General features: G+C 69.6%; 17 protein-coding genes. 8 read left to right on the top strand and 9 right to left on the bottom strand.

What is annotated here, in order from left to right:
* Positions 1-24 precede the first annotated feature (24 nt).
* The 5 genes from ACPT9U_RS10720 to ACPT9U_RS10700 all read left to right on the top strand — a co-directional run bounded on the left by ACPT9U_RS10720 (position 25) and on the right by ACPT9U_RS10700 (position 4,814).
* Positions 25-1,011, top strand: coding sequence for a FecCD family ABC transporter permease (locus ACPT9U_RS10720; RefSeq protein WP_435750916.1), 987 nt, complete (start codon positions 25-27; stop codon positions 1,009-1,011).
* On the top strand, positions 1,008-1,817 hold the full coding sequence (locus ACPT9U_RS10715) for an ABC transporter ATP-binding protein (RefSeq protein ID WP_435750915.1): 810 nt from the start codon (positions 1,008-1,010) through the stop codon (positions 1,815-1,817). Before ACPT9U_RS10720 ends, ACPT9U_RS10715 begins: the two co-directional genes overlap by 4 nt.
* Positions 1,818-1,972: 155 nt before the next feature.
* Positions 1,973-2,581, top strand: coding sequence for a cob(I)yrinic acid a,c-diamide adenosyltransferase (gene cobO, locus ACPT9U_RS10710; RefSeq protein ID WP_435750945.1), 609 nt, complete (start codon positions 1,973-1,975; stop codon positions 2,579-2,581).
* 2 nt (positions 2,582-2,583) lie between these two features.
* Complete coding sequence (gene cobA, locus ACPT9U_RS10705) at positions 2,584-3,432, top strand: uroporphyrinogen-III C-methyltransferase (protein WP_418364556.1); 849 nt, start codon at positions 2,584-2,586, stop codon at positions 3,430-3,432.
* 32 nt (positions 3,433-3,464) lie between these two features.
* Positions 3,465-4,814 (top strand): cobyrinate a,c-diamide synthase, encoded by a 1,350-nt coding sequence (locus ACPT9U_RS10700; protein ID WP_435750944.1) that lies wholly within the window; start codon positions 3,465-3,467, stop codon positions 4,812-4,814.
* Positions 4,815-4,847: 33 nt separating this feature from the next.
* On the opposite strand, the gene ACPT9U_RS10695 is transcribed toward ACPT9U_RS10700, so the two are convergent.
* Positions 4,848-5,747, bottom strand: coding sequence for a LysR family transcriptional regulator ArgP (locus ACPT9U_RS10695; protein ID WP_435750914.1), 900 nt, complete (start codon positions 5,745-5,747; stop codon positions 4,848-4,850).
* A gap of 155 nt (positions 5,748-5,902) precedes the next feature.
* On the opposite strand from ACPT9U_RS10695, the gene ACPT9U_RS10690 reads away from it, so the two are divergent.
* The 3 genes from ACPT9U_RS10690 (at position 5,903) to ACPT9U_RS10680 (ending at position 8,154) form a co-directional block, all read left to right on the top strand.
* Complete coding sequence (locus tag ACPT9U_RS10690; protein ID WP_435750913.1) at positions 5,903-6,508, top strand: LysE/ArgO family amino acid transporter; 606 nt, start codon at positions 5,903-5,905, stop codon at positions 6,506-6,508.
* 135 nt (positions 6,509-6,643) lie between these two features.
* On the top strand, positions 6,644-7,534 hold the full coding sequence (asd, locus tag ACPT9U_RS10685; protein WP_435750912.1) for an archaetidylserine decarboxylase: 891 nt from the start codon (positions 6,644-6,646) through the stop codon (positions 7,532-7,534).
* Between the two features lie 185 nt (positions 7,535-7,719).
* Complete coding sequence (locus ACPT9U_RS10680) at positions 7,720-8,154, top strand: CBS domain-containing protein (protein WP_435750911.1); 435 nt, start codon at positions 7,720-7,722, stop codon at positions 8,152-8,154.
* A 58-nt stretch (positions 8,155-8,212) separates the two neighbouring features.
* On the opposite strand, the gene ACPT9U_RS10675 is transcribed toward ACPT9U_RS10680, so the two are convergent.
* From ACPT9U_RS10675 to ACPT9U_RS10640, 8 genes are all read right to left on the bottom strand, one after another.
* Positions 8,213-9,511: an acetyl-CoA hydrolase/transferase family protein gene (locus ACPT9U_RS10675; protein ID WP_435750910.1), complete on the bottom strand. Its 1,299-nt coding sequence runs from the start codon at positions 9,509-9,511 to the stop codon at positions 8,213-8,215.
* Positions 9,512-9,655: 144 nt separating this feature from the next.
* Positions 9,656-10,627, bottom strand: a complete 972-nt coding sequence (gene cobJ, locus ACPT9U_RS10670; RefSeq protein WP_435750909.1) for a precorrin-3B C(17)-methyltransferase — start codon at positions 10,625-10,627, stop codon at positions 9,656-9,658.
* The gene (locus ACPT9U_RS10665) at positions 10,624-11,145 is read right to left on the bottom strand and encodes a cobalamin biosynthesis protein (protein WP_435750908.1); all 522 of its coding nucleotides are present in this window, start codon (positions 11,143-11,145) and stop codon (positions 10,624-10,626) included. Before ACPT9U_RS10665 ends, cobJ begins: the two co-directional genes overlap by 4 nt.
* A complete protein-coding gene (locus ACPT9U_RS10660) occupies positions 11,142-11,981 on the bottom strand; it encodes a cobalamin biosynthesis central domain-containing protein (protein ID WP_435750907.1) in 840 nt (279 codons plus the stop codon). The genes ACPT9U_RS10665 and ACPT9U_RS10660 overlap by 4 nt, the downstream gene beginning before the upstream one ends.
* Positions 11,978-12,835 carry a precorrin-2 C(20)-methyltransferase gene (gene cobI, locus ACPT9U_RS10655; protein ID WP_435750906.1) on the bottom strand — a complete coding sequence of 286 codons (858 nt, stop codon included), beginning with the start codon at positions 12,833-12,835 and terminating at the stop codon, positions 11,978-11,980. The genes ACPT9U_RS10660 and cobI overlap by 4 nt, the downstream gene beginning before the upstream one ends.
* Entirely contained in the window at positions 12,832-14,280 is a 1,449-nt protein-coding gene (gene cbiE / locus ACPT9U_RS10650; protein WP_435750905.1) for a precorrin-6y C5,15-methyltransferase (decarboxylating) subunit CbiE, read from the bottom strand. Before cbiE ends, cobI begins: the two co-directional genes overlap by 4 nt.
* A 12-nt stretch (positions 14,281-14,292) precedes the next feature.
* Complete coding sequence (locus ACPT9U_RS10645; RefSeq protein ID WP_435750904.1) at positions 14,293-15,543, bottom strand: cobalt-precorrin-5B (C(1))-methyltransferase; 1,251 nt, start codon at positions 15,541-15,543, stop codon at positions 14,293-14,295.
* Positions 15,544-15,626: 83 nt separating this feature from the next.
* A complete protein-coding gene (locus ACPT9U_RS10640) occupies positions 15,627-16,307 on the bottom strand; it encodes a precorrin-8X methylmutase (protein WP_435750903.1) in 681 nt (226 codons plus the stop codon).
* Positions 16,308-16,318 lie beyond the last annotated feature (11 nt).

The raw sequence follows: 16,318 nt of genomic DNA, 5'->3' as shown, positions 1-16,318 counted from the left end.
GGGGAGTCGCGCGTGAGTCCAGCCATGCGCCGCACGCGATCGCCGCTGGCGATCGCCGTGGTCCTGCTGCTGGCGGGGGCGCTTGCGCTGCTCCTGGCGCTGGTCGCCGGGGGGCTGCCGGTGGGGACCGCCGACGTACTGGGTGCGCTTACCGGCGCGGACGGTATGAATGCGACCGTGATCCGCGAGCTCCGCCTCCCCCGCGCCCTTGCTGCCTTCGCCTGCGGTGGCCTGCTCGCCACCGCGGGTGCCCTCATGCAGGTCTTGCTGCGCAACCCGCTGGCCGACCCCTACATCCTCGGCATTTCGGGCGGTGCGGCGGTGGGTGCGCTGGGGGCGATCACGCTCGGGGCGGCTGCGTTCTGGGTGGACGCCTCCGCCTTCGTCGGCGCGCTCACCGCGATGCTCGTCGTCTTCGGTCTGGCACACGGTGACGGTAGCTGGACGCAGACGCGGCTGTTGCTGACAGGCGTCATCGTCGCGGCTGGCTGTGGCGCCGCGGTCTCGCTGATGCTTGCGCTCGCGCCTGACACACGCGTGATGTCCATGCTGTTCTGGATGATGGGCGATGCGAGCGCAGCAGCGCGGCCGTGGCCGGCGCTGGTGGTGCTGGCGTTGGCGCTGGTGGTCGTGTTGCCGTTTGCGCGCGACCTCAACGTGCTCGCCCGCGGTGAACTCTCCGCGCGGGCGCTGGGCGTACAGGTGGGGCATCTGCGCATCGCGCTGTACGTGCTCGCTTCGCTGCTGACTGCGACCGCGGTGACGCTGCTCGGCTCGGTGGGCTTCGTCGGCCTGATCGTGCCGCACCTGGTGCGGCTCGCACTGGGCAACGACCAGCGTGTGCTGATCCCCGCTGCGGCGCTCGCGGGGGGCACCCTGCTGACCCTGGCCGACACCGCTGCGCGCACCGTGATGGCACCGCAGCAGTTGCCGGTGGGCGTGCTCACCGCGCTGATCGGCGTGCCGGTCTTCCTGTTCCTGCTCTCGCGCAGCCCGCGCAGCACACGATGAACGCTGCCCGTCGCCCCCTGCCGGAGGATGCGGCTCCGCTGCTCGAGGCCGAACGCCTCGCGCTCAAGGTGGGCGAGCGATGGCTATGCTGCGAGTTCAGCCTCAGCCTGGCCGCGGGTGAATGCCTGGTGCTGCTCGGCCCCAACGGCGCTGGCAAGACCACGCTGCTGCACACGCTGGCCGGGCTGCGCGAACCCACGGTGGGCGAGGTGCGCATCGGCGGCCTGCCCTACGCCGCCTGGCCGACGCTGGAGGCGGCACGTTTTCGCGGCCTGCTCGCCCAGCAGCAACCCGACCCTTTTGCCGCGGGTGTGCTCGAGACCGTACTCGTTGGGCGCCATCCTCACCTTGGGCGCTGGGGCTGGGAGGGGCCGCAGGATGTGGCGATCGCGCGCAGGGCGCTGGAGGCGGTGGAACTGACAGGCTTCGAGCAGCGGGACGTGCAGACGCTGTCCGGTGGCGAGCGCCAGCGTGTGGCGATCGCCACCCTGCTCACGCAGGCGCCGCGCCTGTTCCTGCTCGACGAGCCGCTCAATCACCTCGACCTGCATCACCAGATCGCCACACTCGAACTCTTCCAGCGTCTGGTGCGCGAGCAGGGCGCCGGGCGCGGCAGTGTGCTGGTGCTGCACGACATCAACCTCGCCGCACGCTACGCCGACCACATCATCCTGCTCGACGGCCGCGGGGGCGTGATCGCCGGCGATCGCGACACCGTGCTGCGTGCCGACCTGCTCGGCCAGGCCTTCGGCCACCCGCTGCGGCGGATCGAGCACGCGGGGCGGGCGGTGTTTTTGCCGGATTGAGCGCAGGCCCTGGCCCAGAACCCTGATCGGTATTCCCGATCTTCCATGTTTATCGACCATACCGACAACGGACCCGATCAGATGCTTCGCGACCCGCTCGCGGCATGCCCGTCGTTGCTGCCGGGCTCACCGACTACGAACAGGAGAACAACCACATGACCCAGTCCCCCGACCGCGACACCCGCCACAACGCCCGCATGGTGCGCAAGAAGAACGTCGTCGATGAGAAGATCGCCACCGCGCAGGCGGAGCGTGGCGTGCTGCTGGTCAATACCGGCAACGGCAAGGGCAAATCCAGCGCTGCGTTTGGCCTGGTGGCGCGCGCGCTTGGCCATGGCATGCAGGTGGGGGTGGTGCAGTTCATCAAGGGGCGGTCGGATACCGGCGAGGAGGCCTTTTTCCGCAAGCAGCCGGGGGTGCGCTGGCACGTGATGGGCGAGGGTTTCACCTGGGAAACGCAGGACCGCGCCCGCGACGTCGCTGCGGCTGAAGCAGCCTGGGCGGTGGCGCGCGAAATGCTTCAGAATCCGGTCTTCGGCCTCGTGGTGCTGGATGAGCTGAATATCGCGCTGAAGTACCAGTATCTCGACCTCGAGCGGGTGCTTGCCGATCTGCGCGCCCGCCCGCCGATGCAGCACGTGGTGGTCACCGGCCGCGGGGCGCCGCTCGCGTTGGCCGAGGCCGCCGACACCGTCACCGACATGGCGCCGGTCAAGCACGCCTTCTCCGCAGGGGTGAAGGCAATGCCCGGCATGGAGTGGTAAGCATGGCAGTTCCCGATCTCGCGGTTCATCGTCCCGGCCCCCTGCCGGGCTGTGTCTACCTGGTGGGCGCAGGTCCGGGGGACCCGGAGCTGTTCACCTTGCGTGGCGCGCGCCTGGTCGCGGGCGCGGATGCGATCGTCTACGACAACCTCGTCAGTCCGGCCATTCTCGACCTTGCGCCGATCGAAGCCGAGCGCATCTATGTCGGCAAGAAAGCCGCCGACCATTCGCTGCCGCAGGACGAGATCAATCTGCTGCTGCTCAAGCTGGCGAAGCAAGGTAAGCGGGTGGTGCGCCTGAAGGGCGGCGACCCTTTCATCTTTGGTCGTGGGGGCGAGGAGATGGAGCTGCTGGTGGATGCCGGCATCCATGTCGAAGTGATTCCCGGTGTCACTGCGGCGGCAGGTGTCGCCGCCTATGCGGGCATTCCGCTGACGCATCGCGAGCATGCGCAGTCGGTGGTGTTCGCCACTGGCTTCCTCAAGGAGGGCAAGCTCGATCTGGACTGGCCGATGCTCGCGCGCCCGCAACAGACCGTGGTGATCTACATGGGTATCTCGCGCCTGGCCGACATCTGTGCGCAGTTCATTGCGCACGGCTTGTCGCCGAGCACGCCCGCGGGCGTGATCGAGCGCGGTACCACCCACGCCCAGCGCGTGGTGGTGGCCGACCTCGCCACCCTGCCGCAGCGCGTCCTGGAAGAGGGGGTGCGCCCGCCCTCGCTGACAGTGGTCGGCAGCGTCGTCGGGCTCTACCCCAAGCTCGCGTGGTTCGAACCGGAAGACCAGCCCAAGGCCTCGCCGTTACCGCACGCTGGTTGCGCGGTGGTGCATGGGAAGGGCGAGGCTTGAGTGCCGTGGGCGCGCCCAGCCGTGATGAGGCGATGAGCCCCGCCGCGCGGGGAGATCGCGCGCCGGACGGTTCCCATGCTCGTGGCGGGGCTGGGGCCGTCCAGTGCCCGGCGCTCTTTGTCGCTGCACCCGCCTCCGGCCAGGGCAAGACCACCGTCACCGCCGCGCTCGCCCGCCTGCACGCCCGCTTGGGCAGGCGGGTGCGGGTGTTCAAGTGCGGGCCGGATTTCCTCGATCCGCAGATTCACGCGGTGGCAAGCGGCGCACCGGTACACAACGTTGATCTCGGCATGTGCGGCGAAACCGATATCGCCTGGCGGCTGCACGCCGCTGCGCGCGAGTGCGACCTGATCCTGGTCGAAGGCGTGATGGGCCTCTACGACGGCACCCCCTCGGGTGCAGACATCGCGCGCCGTTTCGGCATCCCGGTGATGGCGGTGATCGATGCGCGTGCGATGGCGCAGACCTTCGGCGCCGTGGCCTACGGACTGGCGCACTACCTGCCCGGTCTGCCCTTTGCCGGTGTGCTTGCCAACCATGTTGGCAGCGCGCGCCATGCCGAAATGCTGCGTGCGTCGCTGCCCGAGGGCATGCGCTGGTTCGGTGCTGTGATGCGCGACGCGGACGCGGCGCTGCCGGAGCGTCATCTCGGCCTGCTGCAGGCCGACGAGATCACCGACCTGGGCGAGCGGCTCGACCTCCTGGCCGACCACCTTCAGGCCACGGGCGCCGCCGAACTGCCGCCGGCGGTTGAGTTTCCTGCGGTCTCCGCGCCGGCAGTTCCGCCCCTGCTCGGCGGCAAGCACATCGCAATTGCGCGCGATGCGGCCTATGGCTTCATCTACCCGGCCAACGTGGACACGCTGCTTGCGCTGGGCGCGGAACTCGCCTTCTTTTCGCCGCTGGCCGGCGAGACGCTGCCGGCGCGCTGCGATGCGGTGTGGCTGCCAGGCGGTTACCCGGAACTCCACGGCGAGAGGCTGGCCGCGAATACGCGCTTCTGGGCGAGTCTGCGCGCACACGTTGCTGCCGGCAGGCCGGTGCTTGCGGAGTGCGGCGGGTTGATGAGCCTGCTCGAGACCGTCGTCGACAAGGCCGGCGCTGCGCATGGCTTTGGCGGCCTGCTGCCCGGCCGCGCGGTGATGCAGAAGCGGCTTGCCGCGCTGGGCATGCAGCAGGTCGATCTGCCGCAGGGCCGGATCACCGGCCACACCTTCCACTACTCGAAAACGGAGACCCCGCTGGCGCCCTGGCTCCATGCGCAACGACCTGAGGGTGGGGAGGGCGAGGCGATCTATCGTTGCGGCTCGATCACCGCCTCGTACGTGCATTTCTGGTTTCCCTCGAATCCGTTGGTGGCGGCGGGCCTGTTCGGCGGCTGATCGCGCACGCGCTGATGCGGTTGCCGGCGGCGTCTAGCCGTTGGCGGGGGGAGGCCGCAAGGCCGTGCCGGCGGCGTCGGCGATCGCGTTCGCGAGGCTCGCCATCACTGGCGACTGCACCTGCCAGTGGTGCCAGTAAAGCACCACGTCCTCGCGCTCTGGCGCCAGGTCCACGAGTTCGCCGCGTGCCAGATGCCCGCGTGCCTGGATCTCGGGGATGAAGCCGTAGCCGAGCCCCGCGACTGCGAAGGCCATGAAACCCTCGGAGGAGGGTACGACGTGGTGCGGATACTGTCCGGCGTCCAGGCCGAAGTGGCGCTGCAGGAAGGCTTCGTGCATGTCGTCATGACGACCGAACACGATCGCGGGCGCCTTCGACAGTGCCGTCCGCGTCAGCCCGCGCGGGAACCAGCGTGCGCGGAACCCGGGCGCGCCCGCGCACAGGTAGGGCATGGTGCCCAGCCGCCGGGCGGCGCAGCCGCGCATCGGGTCGGCGCGGGTGGAGACGCAGCCCAGCACCTCGCCGTCGGCGAGCAGCGCGTGGGTGTGGTCCTGATCATCCACCACGCATTCGAGCACGATGCCCTCGTCCTTGACCACCTCGGCGACGGCGCTGATGAACCAGGTTGCCAGCGAATCGGCATTGACGCCCACCGCCAGGCGCAGGGGGCCGTGGGTCTGGCGCGGCGCGAGCGCCCTGCGTGCTTCGGCCTCCATCAGTCGCAACTGCGCCAGATAGGGCAGCAGACGGCGTCCCGCAGGTGTTGGCCGCACCGGCTTGCTGCGCACCAGCAGCACCTGGCCGAGCTCGGCCTCGAGCAGTTTCACCCGCTGCGACACCGCGGACTGGGTGAGTGCCAGGCGGCGTGCGGCGCGCTCGAAGCTGCCTTCCTGCAGCACGGCCTCGAAGGCAAGCAGGCGGTGGTCGATCATTAGGAATTTTGCTTGAAAGTGAAATTAATCGATTCTACTTAATGAAGAGCTGGTTTGCGCCTATCGTTTCAGCGATCGCACCTGCGACATTCGTGCACGAGCCTGCGCCTGTGCGGGTGTCTGCCGCCGCGCTGAAAACAACAACGGAATGCCTCATGAGCAACGTCTACCTCAACGGTTTCATCCTCACCCTCGGCCTGATCATGGCGATCGGCGCGCAGAACGCCCATGTGCTGCGCCAGGGGCTGCGGGGCGAGCATGTGCTGCTGACGGTGAGCGTGTCGGCCCTGTGCGACATGCTGCTGATCGGCGTGGGCATCGCCGGCCTGGGCGGACTCTTCGTCGCCAACCCCGACTTGATGGCGGTGGCACGCTATGGCGGTGCGGCCTTCCTGCTGTGGTATGGCGGCCGCTCGCTGGTCTCGGCGCTGCGCGGCGGGCGGGTGATGGACTTCGCCGAACACAAGCGCATGTCGCGCGGGCAGGCCCTGCTCGCAGCTGCCGGCTTCAGCCTGCTCAACCCGCATGCGTACCTCGACACCGTGGTGCTGCTCGGTTCGATCGGCAGCCAGCAGGCCGATGATCTGCGCCCGCTCTTCGCAGCCGGTGCGATCACTGCGTCCATCGTCTGGTTCGTGCTGCTTGGCTACGGCGCCCGCCTGCTTGCCCCTCTGTTCGCCAAGCCGGTGGCCTGGCGCGTGCTGGATGCGCTGGTTGCGCTGATGCTGTGGGGCATTGCGGCCTCCTTGTTGCTGGCGTGAGGATGCGGCATCGTCGGCGGCGCCGCGATCATCAGGCCAATCGCGACAGGGTATTTCATTGCCGGTGTGCAGGAACGTGGCCGGTATAATCGCGTCCCACGCGTGAATCGCCCGCACATCATTCAGGATCCTGCCGTGTCCGAACGTCTCACCGTTGCGCTTCAATATGCGCTGCCCAAACGCCTGCTCACCCAGCTTGCCGGCAAGTTCGCCGGTCTAGAGGGGGGCGCAGCGACGACTGCGGTGATCCGCTGGTTCGTGAAGCGCTACGGCGTGAACATGGCCGAGGCGGCCAATCCGGATCCGGCCAGCTTCCCGAGTTTCAACGCGTTCTTCACCCGGCCGCTGCGCGATGGTGTGCGGCCGCTGGCGGATGCGGATTTCGTCTGCCCGGTGGATGGCGCGATCAGCCAGTTCGGGCCGATCGAGTTCGACCAGCTCTTCCAGGCCAAGGGCCACTTCTATTCCACCACCGCCTTGGTCGGCGGTGACCGCGCGCTGGCCGAGCGCTTCGAGAACGGCGACTTCGCCACGATCTACCTGTCTCCGCGCGACTACCATCGCATCCACATGCCCTGCGCCGGCCGGCTCACGCAGATGATCTACGTGCCGGGCGAGCTGTTTTCGGTGAATCCGGCGACCGCACGCGGCGTGCCGGGGTTGTTCGCACGCAATGAGCGCGTGGTGTGCGTGTTCGAGGGTGCGTTCGGTCCCTTCGTGATGGTGCTGGTGGGCGCAACGGTGGTCGGCAGCATGGCGACTGCCTGGCATGGGGTGGTCAATCCGCCGCGCCAGCCGACGATCGAGAAGCGCAGCTATGCAGAAGGCGCGGTAGTGCTGGAGAAGGGGGCCGAGATGGGCCGCTTCCTGCTGGGTTCGACGGTGGTGATGCTGTTCCCGAAGGACGTGCTGCGTTTCGGTGCCGACTGGGCGCCGGGTGCGTCAGTGCGCATGGGCGAGCCGATGGCGCGCGCGAAAGCCGCGATGCCCGCGGATGGTGCAGGCGAGGGGGGCGATGCACCCTGATGGGGACGGTGATGCGGTGGGCGCACGCCGCAGCGGGCGTGCCCCGCTGTCACGATGCTGAAAGAAAGATGCGCTAGAACAGGCGCTTGGCTTCCGACTGGAGAGCCAGGTGCGGCGGCTCGAAGCTGGCACGATTGAAGCTTGGGGTTCCGTGCAGTCCAACTACAAGCATCAGGAGACAGATCATGCCAAGCCGTCCGATTCATCAGATTCTTTCCGATCGTCCCTTCGTCAGCGTGCCCGCCGAAACCCCGGTGCGCGAGGTGGTGCGCCAGATGGATGCGCTGCAGCGCAGCGCGGCCGTGGTCACCGAGCATGGGGTGCTCACCGGCATCTTTACCGAGCGTGACGCCGCCTTCCGTGTGCTGGCGGCCGGCATCGATGCCGACATCACGCCGGTGGGCGAAGTCATGACGCACAACCCTGTGACGCTGACCGAGGACAAGCCTTTCGGTCATGCGCTGCACCTGATGTACGAGAACGGTGTGCGCCATGTGCCGATCATCGACGCCAGCCGCCACCCGCTCGGCATCGTGACCGCACGCGACGCACTGCAGCTCGACGCGCTGACCTTCGGCGCCGAGCTGGTGCGCCGCGAGGAGATCACGGTCATTCTCTGAGCAGGCAATCCCGCGCCCACAGGGCGGGGTGCTCGATTCGTGCTCCCCGCTCGAGGGCTTACAGCAGACTCATCTTTCGCGCAGCTTCCCGGAGTTCGCCGCGGAAGTCCGGATGCGCGATGCCGATCAGCGCTTCGGCGCGCTGTTTCGCGGTCTTGCCGCGCAATTGCGCCACGCCGTACTCGGTCACCACGTAGTTGATGTCGTTCTTGCTCGTGGTGACGTGCGTGCCAGGCGACAGCACCGGCGCGATGCGTGACACGGTGCCGCCTTTCGCGGTGGACGGCAGCACGATGAAGGCCTTGCCGCCCTTCGAGCGGTTGGCTGCGCGTACGAAATCCACCTGGCCGCCAGTGCCGGAGTAGGGCAGGTGGCCCAGGCTCTCCGAGCCACACTGGCCGATCAGGTCGATCTGCATGGTGGCGTTGATCGCGCACAGATTGTCGTTGCGCGCGGCGACGTAGGGGTCGTTGGTGAAATCCACCGGATGCATCTCGATGCCAGGGTTGCGGTGCATGGTGCGGTACAGGCGGTGCGAGCCGAGCGCGAAGGTGGCCACCGTCCTGCCCGGCATGAAGGTCTTCCTGCGGTTGGTGACCGCGCCGGCTTCGATCAGCGACAGGATGCCGTCGCCGAGCATCTCGGTGTGGATGCCGAGGTCGTGCTTGTGCTTGAGCTGCATCACCACCGCGTCCGGAATGCCGCCGTAGCCGATCTGCAGCGTGGCACCGTCGTCGATCAGGTCAGCGACGTATTTGCCGATCGCTTCCTGCACCGAGCCGATCTCGGGCAGGCCGACTTCGAACAGCGCGTCCTCGCTCTCCACGACGCCCGCGACCTGGGAGATGTGCACCAGGCAGTCGCCGTTGGCGAAGGGTACGTTCGGATTCACCTCGAGCAGCACCACGCGTGCGCGGCGGACTGCCGCCATGGTGTAGTCGGGCGCGAGCGACAGGCTGAAATAGCCGTGTTCGTCCATCGGCGAGGCCATCGACACGACCACCTCGGCCGGCAGCAGGCCGCGGTCGAGCAACATTGGCAGCTCGGAGAAATAGGCCGGCACGTAGTCTATCCAGCCCGCCTGGCCGCCCGGGCGGGATGCGCCGCCGAAGAAGTAGGCGTCGTGACGCACGTTCGCGCGCGTGTCCGGGTCGAAGTAGGCGAACCTGCGCAGCGGCAGGATCTGGCTCACCGCGACGTCGCGCAGTTCGCGGCGGCGCTCCGAAAGGGCGTGCAGCAGTGCGGGCGGCTCGCCCACGCCCGTGGGCACGACGATGGTGTCACCGTTGCGGATCAGGCCTGCAGCGTCGGTGGGCGTCATGCGCTTGTTGTCGTAGAGGGCCTGCGCTTCGGTCATGATCGTGCTCCGGTTTCTGTTGTTGTGCTGTGGTCATGGATTATACGTCCTGCCCATACCGGTGCGTATGGAGTACGCATGGAGTGCGTATGCGAGGCGGTCTCGGCGGTCTCGTCTCCGTGCACTCGGGCGAGCGTGAGAAGCTCAGCCGCCCGTTGCATCGTTGACCAGTGCGCTGCACACGTAGTATTCCGGCAGGTGGTACTCGGCGGCGAGCTCGGCTGCGCTGCGTCCGCTGGCGCGGATGGCTTCCAGCCAGCCGTCGAGGCCCGTCGACAGCGAATGCCCGGAGTGCTCGCCGTCGCGGGTAGCGCGTGCGCCGGCGTCGACCGCGTACTTGTTGGCATAGCCGCGCGGGGTGACCATCAGGCCCTCGCGCACGAAGGTGCTGGCGTTGCCGATCAGCACCGTGGTGAGCATGCCGATGTCGGCCTCGGCCATGCGTGCGAGGGTGCTGAGCTCGATGCGCTGCTTCGGCCGATAGGCCGACTTCACGATGGCGACCGGCGTTTCCGGGGCACGATGGCGCAGAAAGATGCGCTGTGCTTCGCGGATCTGCCCTGTGCGCCGCCCGCTCTTGGGGTTGTAGAGCGCGACTACGAAGTCGGCGTAGGCGACGGCGTCCAGGCGGCGTGCGATCGTGGGCCAGGGCGTGAGCAGGTCCGAGAGCGAGATCGCGCAGAAATCGTGCGTCAGCGGTGCGCCGACCAGTGCGGCGCAGGTGTTCAGCGCCGAGGCGCCGGGCACGATCTCGACCTCGATGCCCGAGCCGGGTGTCCATCCGGCCTGGAAAAGCACCTCGAAGGTGGGGCCGGCCATGCCGTAGACGCCGGCGTCGCCCGATGAGATCAGCGCGACCTTGCGCCCCTGGCGGGCGCGTTCCAGCGCCTCGATGGCACGGTCGAGCTCCTCGGTCATCGACTTCTTGATCACCTCCTTGCCCTCGAGAAGCTCGGCGACCAGGCGGATGTAGGTGACGTAGCCGATCACGGTGTCGGCCTCGGCGATCGCGGCGCGGGCGCGGGCGGTGAGATGTTCATGCGCTCCGGGGCCAAGGCCTACGAGCATGATGCGGCCACCGGGGACGGCGGGGCGGAGAGGTTCGGGGGCGTTCATCGGGGCATCCTTGCAATGGAGACGGTGGCGTTGCGGCCGTCGGGGCCGCGCAGCCGGTGTTTTTCGACGAGCAGCGCGCCGGGGTCGGCGGCGAGCGAGGTGCCGGCCGCGAGCAGCGCAGCGGCCTCGGACACTGAGGGCGTTCCGGTGTATTTGCGCACGGTCTCGGACGGGTTGGGGACGGGGACATTGGCCAGGCGTTCCGCTTCGTGGAAGCGCAGCGCCCAGCCCGCGGCAGCGGCGACTTCGAGCAGACCCGGCTCGTCGGCCTTGATCGTGATGCTGGCTACGGCGGCGACCTCGAGCTCGGATGTCCCGAGCCGGGCGGCCGCCTGCGCCAGGGCCTCGGCCACCGCCTGCGCAATCGTCTCCGCCGGCGTGCCGCGGTCGCAGCCGAGGCCGAGCGCCACGCATACCGGGAGGCTGGCGGCGCGTTCGGGAGTGCCTCGGCCCGGGCCCGTTGCGCTCGGCGCGAGCCCGGCAGGGGACGTGCCGCCTTGTGACGGCGGATGGCTCATGCTTGCTCGACGCCTGGGCGATAGATCACCCGCTTGCCCGCCAGGCGTGCCTCGTAGGCCGCCGGCAGCGCGCGCTGGGCGATCCACAGCACGGCGCCGAAGCGCTCGGGCTCGATTTCTTCCAGGCGGTCGAAGCAGTGCAGGTTTGCCGGTAGCGGTCCGCTGCGGCCGTTGGCGTGGCTCGGCCACCAGTCGCGGCGGCCGGCTTCCTGTACCAGCGCCACCGCTTCGTCATTCACCATCGCCGCGCTCGCGCGCACGAGCTCGTCGTGGCTGGCCTCAAGGCTCCAGCCGAGCTCGCGGCCAAGCAGATCCACCGCCAGTGTTCCGCGTGCGTCCGAGGCCGTGGTCAGCACCGGGGTGGCGCCGATCGCCGCCTGCAGCGCGGCGGCGATCGCGTTGGCGCCGCCGAGATGGCCGGACAGCACCGGGATCGCCCAGCGCGCGGCCTCGTCGAGCACGACTACGCCGGGGTCGTTCTCCTTGTCCTGAAGGTGGGGGGCGATCAGGCGCACCACCGCGCCGAGCGAGACGATGGCGATGAGGCCGTCGAAATGTGCGAACAGCGCCGGCACCTGCGCGCCGACCTTGCCCTCGTAGCAGGTGAAGGCGCCGGGGGCGGCAGACCGGGCCTCGGCGCCGTACTTCTGCGGCGCAAACATCTGGGCGCCGGGAAGTGCGGCGATCACGCGGCCGGCGAGCGTGATGCCGTGGCGGGTGATCGCGACCACCGCCAGGCGGTCGGGCGGAAAGGGGAGGAGGGCGCAGGGGTTTGGTGCACCGGTGTCTGCCGGTGCTGGGTAGGCGCGCGCCTGCGGTCGAATGCCCGCGCTCACGGTGCGGCGCCTTCCATTGCGGCTTCAACGGCCGTTTCGGTAGTGTGCGCCGATGCGCCCGATTGTGCCGCCGCGCGTTCGGCACGCTGGCGGCAGCCGCGGCGAAGTTCACCCCGTGGGCGCTTGGGGTTCTGTACCAGCAGTAGAGACAGGTAATTGACCGTCTCGCCGCGCAGGCGGATGACATCGCGCACCACGCGCTCGCCGGGGGCGCCGGCCTTCTCGATGAAGCAGCTCGTGGCGAGCAGGTCGCGGCGCTCGAGCAGTGCGATCACCTCGTCGAGCAACGGCTTCACCTTCATCAGCACCAGCGTATCGAACTCGTCGAGCAGGTGGTCGATGACGGCGGTGCCGTAGGCGGCGGGGATCACGGCCACCGTCTCGTCCTCTTCGGCGAGTGCCACGTCGGCGAGTGCCGCGGCCGCGGAGAAGGAGCTGACTCCGGCGATGGTGGCCACCTCGATCTCGGGTGCGAGCTCGCGCGCCGCGCGCGCAAGGTGGCGGAAGGTGGAGTAGGTGGAGGCGTCGCCCTCGACCAGGAACACGAGATCGCGGCCTTCGGCGAGCAGCTGCACCGTCCGTGCGGCGGCGCGCGCCCAGGCCCGGGCCAGCGCCTCGGCGTCCCGCGTCATCGGGAATACGAGCTCGACGGCATCGTCCGGAATGTCGAGCCCGCCGCGACGGGCGATGTCGAGGGCGTAGGAGTGTTCCGCCGCCTTCTTGACCGGATACGCCCAGCGCGCGCCCGACTGCAGGGCTGTCCAGCCGCGGCGGGTGATCAGTTCCGGGTCGCCCGGGCCGAGCGAGACGCCGATCAGGCGACCGAAGCGTGGGGCGGGTGGGGTAGCGTTCATCGGGAAGTCTCCTTGCAGGCGGTGAGGATCCACACCGGGTTCTGTGCAGCGAGGCGGTGCATGTCGAGGATGGGCTGGCTGCGCGCGGCCGAGAGCAGGGTGAGCGCCCAGGCGGTGGCGTTGGCATCGAGCGTGGTGGTGGCGGTGGCGAGGTTCTCTACGGTGACGAAGTTCATCACCAGCCGACCGCCGGGTTTCAGGCGCTTCAGGGCGAGGGTGATCAGCTCGGCCAGTTCGCCCCCCGAGCCGCCGATGAAGACCGCGTCCGGGTCGGGCCAGGCATCGAGCCCGGCCGGCGCCTTGCCCTCGAACAGGCTGTAGTTGCTCGCCCGCAGGCGGCGGGCGTTGTGGCGGGCGTTGGCGGCGTCGGCGGCGTTTTTCTCGATCGCCCACACATGGCCGTGGTGTGCGATGCGGCTGGCCTCCAGGCCCACCGAGCCGGCGCCGGCGCCGATGTCCCACACCAGACTGTCGGCGCGCAGTGCGAGCCGGGCGAGGGAGACCGCGCGCGCCTCGAGCTTGGTGATCAGGCCCTTCTCCGGGCTGCGCTGCACGTAGTCGAGGTCGTCGAGGCCGAATACCGGTGTGGACACGGGCAGCGCGTCGGAGCGCGCATCTGCGGTGGCGAGCGGGCGGCGCTCGATCGCGACGACATTGGGCTCGGGGAAACGCTGTACGGCGGCCTCCTCCAGGCGCAGTGCGTGGAACACCGCTTCGTCGTCCAGGCACAGGCGCGCGACCACCGAGAGGCGGACCTCCTCCCCGCTGCCCCGATCGCCGTAGCCAGCGGCCAGCAGGGCACGGGCGACGCGGTCGGGGCGGTTGGCCGGGCTGGTGAAGGCGAGCACCAGTGCGTGCTCGGCGACTGCGCGCACGAGGCGGTAGAGCCCGTGCGCCGGGCTGGGGGAGGAGGGCGGCGGACCCGGCTGGACGGGGGTGGGTTGCAGCGGGTCGGTTTGCGGCGGGCCGGACTGTGGCGGGGCAGCCACCCACTCGCCGGCATCGGCGCCGTGGCAGGAGGCGATGCACGCGTCTTGCCACGGCAGGCGCAGGCGCGCGCACGCCAGTTGCAGCGTGGAGGGGGCGGGCAGCACCTCCACCGCGTCCGCGCCGAGCTTGTCGATCAGATTGGCGGCGATGCCGTGGCACAGCGGGTCGCCGGTGGCGAGCACGACGCTGTGGGCGCCGGCGCTGCGTGCGGCCTCGATCCAGCCGGGGAGGCGGGAGAAGGCGCCGTCCATTTTGTGGCACGCCGAATGTGGGCCGAGGTGTGCAGCGACCAATTCCAGGGTGCGCGCGGCTCCGATCACGCAGCCTGCGGTGGCGATGCGCGCGCGTGCCGCATCGGAGAGGCCTGGCCAGCCGTCGTCGAGGATGCCGACGACGCTGCAGTGCGAGCTCGGGGGCGGGGTGGAAGGCGGGGTGGAGGGCATGTGTTCGGACATCGTGTGCGTGCTTCAGTACGTTTCGTCGCGGGCCGGACCGGGGGCCGTGTCCGGGGCCGAGCGAGGGGGGAGAAGTGAGGTAGCCGTGGCGGTGATCGGAGGCGTACGGCCACCGTCCTCGACGGTCACGATCGGCTCCCCCTCGAAGTTGCAGGCGAGCACGGTCAGCCGGTGCGGGCCGGGGTAGCGGGTGCGCAGGCTGCGGATCGCACGTTCGGCGAGGGCGCGGTGGAAGGCGACGGCAAGACCGCGCGCGGCCAGGTGCTCCGCAGCGAAGCGGGCGGTCTCCGCCGCGCGGATCTCGGCGACCAGGGCCGGCGGGGCGCCGACCTCCAGCGCGGCCTCGGCGATCAGCGCGCGATCGACTTCCTCCCGCCAGGCATGCGTCACCGACAGGCCCTGGGCGATCTTCGTCAGCTTGCCGACCATGGCGCCCAGCACGATGTGCTGCGCGCCGTGCTGGATCGCGGTGGTGAAGGCCGCCTTGACGAAGTCGCCGAACTGCACGAAGCAGGCCTCGTCGAGTTCGGGGAAGCTGCGCATGGCGCATTTCTCGGTGCGCCCGCCGGTGGTCAACACCAGTGTGCTTTGCCCCTGCGCTACGGCGACCTCGATCGCCTGCACCACGCTGGCACGCCAGGCCGCGGTGGAGAAGGGGCGCACGATGCCGGTGGTGCCGAGGATGCTGATGCCGCCGAGGATGCCGAGGCGGGCGTTGAGGGTTTTCTTCGCCATGTCCTTGCCCCCGGGCACCGAGATCCTGACCGCCAGGTCGTCGCCGGCCTGCAGGATGGCGGCGCCGGCCGCCGAGACGTTCGCCGCGATGTTGCGCCGAGGCACCGGGTTGATCGCAGGGGCACCCACCTCGAGGCCCAGGCCTGGCTTGGTCACGATGCCGACGCCGGGGCCGCCTTCGAGCACCACTTCGCCGCCCCCGCCGGGGATGCGGCGGACCTCCACGGTGATGTGGGCGCCGTGGGTTGCGTCGGGGTCGTCGCCGCCGTCCTTCACCGCCACCGCATGTGCACACTCGACGTCGTCGGCCCGCTCCACGCGACCGCCGAGGATGGCGAACTCGACCTGCATGCCGTTGGGCAGCTCGCACGCTACCTTTTCGGGCACCTCCCCGCGCACCAGGCCAAGCGTGGCCGCGGTCGCGGCGGCGGCCGCAGTGGCGCCGGTGGTGAAGCCGGTACGGTTGCCGCGCTGGCGACGGCGGTCGCCTTTGCGGACCTTCTCCGGAGCGGAAACCAGGGAGGACATCGGGGCGCGAGGAGGGTGGGCTGAGGGGGCGTGAGGGAGGGACGAGGGAGAGAATGTGGGTGCGTTGCGCGCAGACGCCCGCTTCAGCCCTGCAGGGCCTGGCGTTGCCGGGTTTCCGCGAGGCCGAGCAGCGCGTGCAGGGCGGCGACGACCAGGGTGGAGCCGCCCTTGCGGCCGCGAAGGGTGATCCAGGGCACTGCGCCCTCTGCGGCGAGCAGTGCCTTGGATTCGGCTGCCGACACGAAGCCGACCGGCATACCGATCACCAGGGCCGGGCGTACGCCCTCCTCTCGGATCATGCGCACGAGCTCGATCAGCGCGGTGGGGGCGTTGCCGATGCCGACGATGGCGCCATCGAGCAGGCCGAGGCGCTGCGCCTTCCGCATCGCCTGCACGGCGCGCGTGGTGCCGGCGGCGCGCGCGGCTTCGATCACGTCGGGGTCGGAAATGAACTCGTGGGAGTGCAGGCCGAAGTGTGCGAGGCGACTCTTCGACAGCCCGACGCAGATCATCTCGACATCGGCGACGATCGGCGCGCCGCCGGCGAGGACCGCCTCCAGCCCGGCCTCGATCGCATCGGGGTGGAATTCGGCCAGACCGTTGAACTCGAAGTCGGCGTTGGCGTGGATCATGCGGCGCACGATCGGCCACTGCCCCGCGGTGTAGGCATGCGCGCCGGCCTCGGCGTCGATGATGGCGAAGGAGTCGTGCTCGATCGCGCGGCCGGCGGCGGTGAGCTGTTCGGTGATGGTGTTGGCGTGCATGGGATGGCCTC

This window comes from Thauera sp. AutoDN2, assembly GCF_051280715.1.
GTDB lineage: Bacteria > Pseudomonadota > Gammaproteobacteria > Burkholderiales > Rhodocyclaceae > Thauera.
Note: the sequence above shows the minus strand (reverse complement) of the source record. Positions and strands in the feature narration are given on the sequence as shown.

Bases quoted from the DNA above. Each gene is read 5' to 3' on its own strand.
- ACPT9U_RS10715 (WP_435750915.1), top strand. From the start codon at position 1,008: ATGAACGCTGCCCGTCGCCCCCTGCCGGAGGATGCGGCTCCGCTGCTC.
- ACPT9U_RS10695 (WP_435750914.1), bottom strand. From the start codon at position 5,747: ATGATCGACCACCGCCTGCTTGCCTTCGAGGCCGTGCTGCAGGAAGGC.
- cbiE (WP_435750905.1), bottom strand. From the start codon at position 14,280: ATGTCCGAACACATGCCCTCCACCCCGCCTTCCACCCCGCCCCCGAGC.
- cobI (WP_435750906.1), bottom strand. From the start codon at position 12,835: ATGAACGCTACCCCACCCGCCCCACGCTTCGGTCGCCTGATCGGCGTC.
- ACPT9U_RS10720 (WP_435750916.1), top strand. From the start codon at position 25: ATGCGCCGCACGCGATCGCCGCTGGCGATCGCCGTGGTCCTGCTGCTG.
- ACPT9U_RS10675 (WP_435750910.1), bottom strand. From the start codon at position 9,511: ATGACCGAAGCGCAGGCCCTCTACGACAACAAGCGCATGACGCCCACC.
- ACPT9U_RS10665 (WP_435750908.1), bottom strand. From the start codon at position 11,145: ATGAGCCATCCGCCGTCACAAGGCGGCACGTCCCCTGCCGGGCTCGCG.
- ACPT9U_RS10700 (WP_435750944.1), top strand. From the start codon at position 3,465: ATGAGCCCCGCCGCGCGGGGAGATCGCGCGCCGGACGGTTCCCATGCT.
- ACPT9U_RS10645 (WP_435750904.1), bottom strand. From the start codon at position 15,543: ATGTCCTCCCTGGTTTCCGCTCCGGAGAAGGTCCGCAAAGGCGACCGC.
- cobO (WP_435750945.1), top strand. From the start codon at position 1,973: ATGACCCAGTCCCCCGACCGCGACACCCGCCACAACGCCCGCATGGTG.
- cobA (WP_418364556.1), top strand. From the start codon at position 2,584: ATGGCAGTTCCCGATCTCGCGGTTCATCGTCCCGGCCCCCTGCCGGGC.
- ACPT9U_RS10640 (WP_435750903.1), bottom strand. From the start codon at position 16,307: ATGCACGCCAACACCATCACCGAACAGCTCACCGCCGCCGGCCGCGCG.
- ACPT9U_RS10690 (WP_435750913.1), top strand. From the start codon at position 5,903: ATGAGCAACGTCTACCTCAACGGTTTCATCCTCACCCTCGGCCTGATC.
- cobJ (WP_435750909.1), bottom strand. From the start codon at position 10,627: ATGAACGCCCCCGAACCTCTCCGCCCCGCCGTCCCCGGTGGCCGCATC.
- ACPT9U_RS10680 (WP_435750911.1), top strand. From the start codon at position 7,720: ATGCCAAGCCGTCCGATTCATCAGATTCTTTCCGATCGTCCCTTCGTC.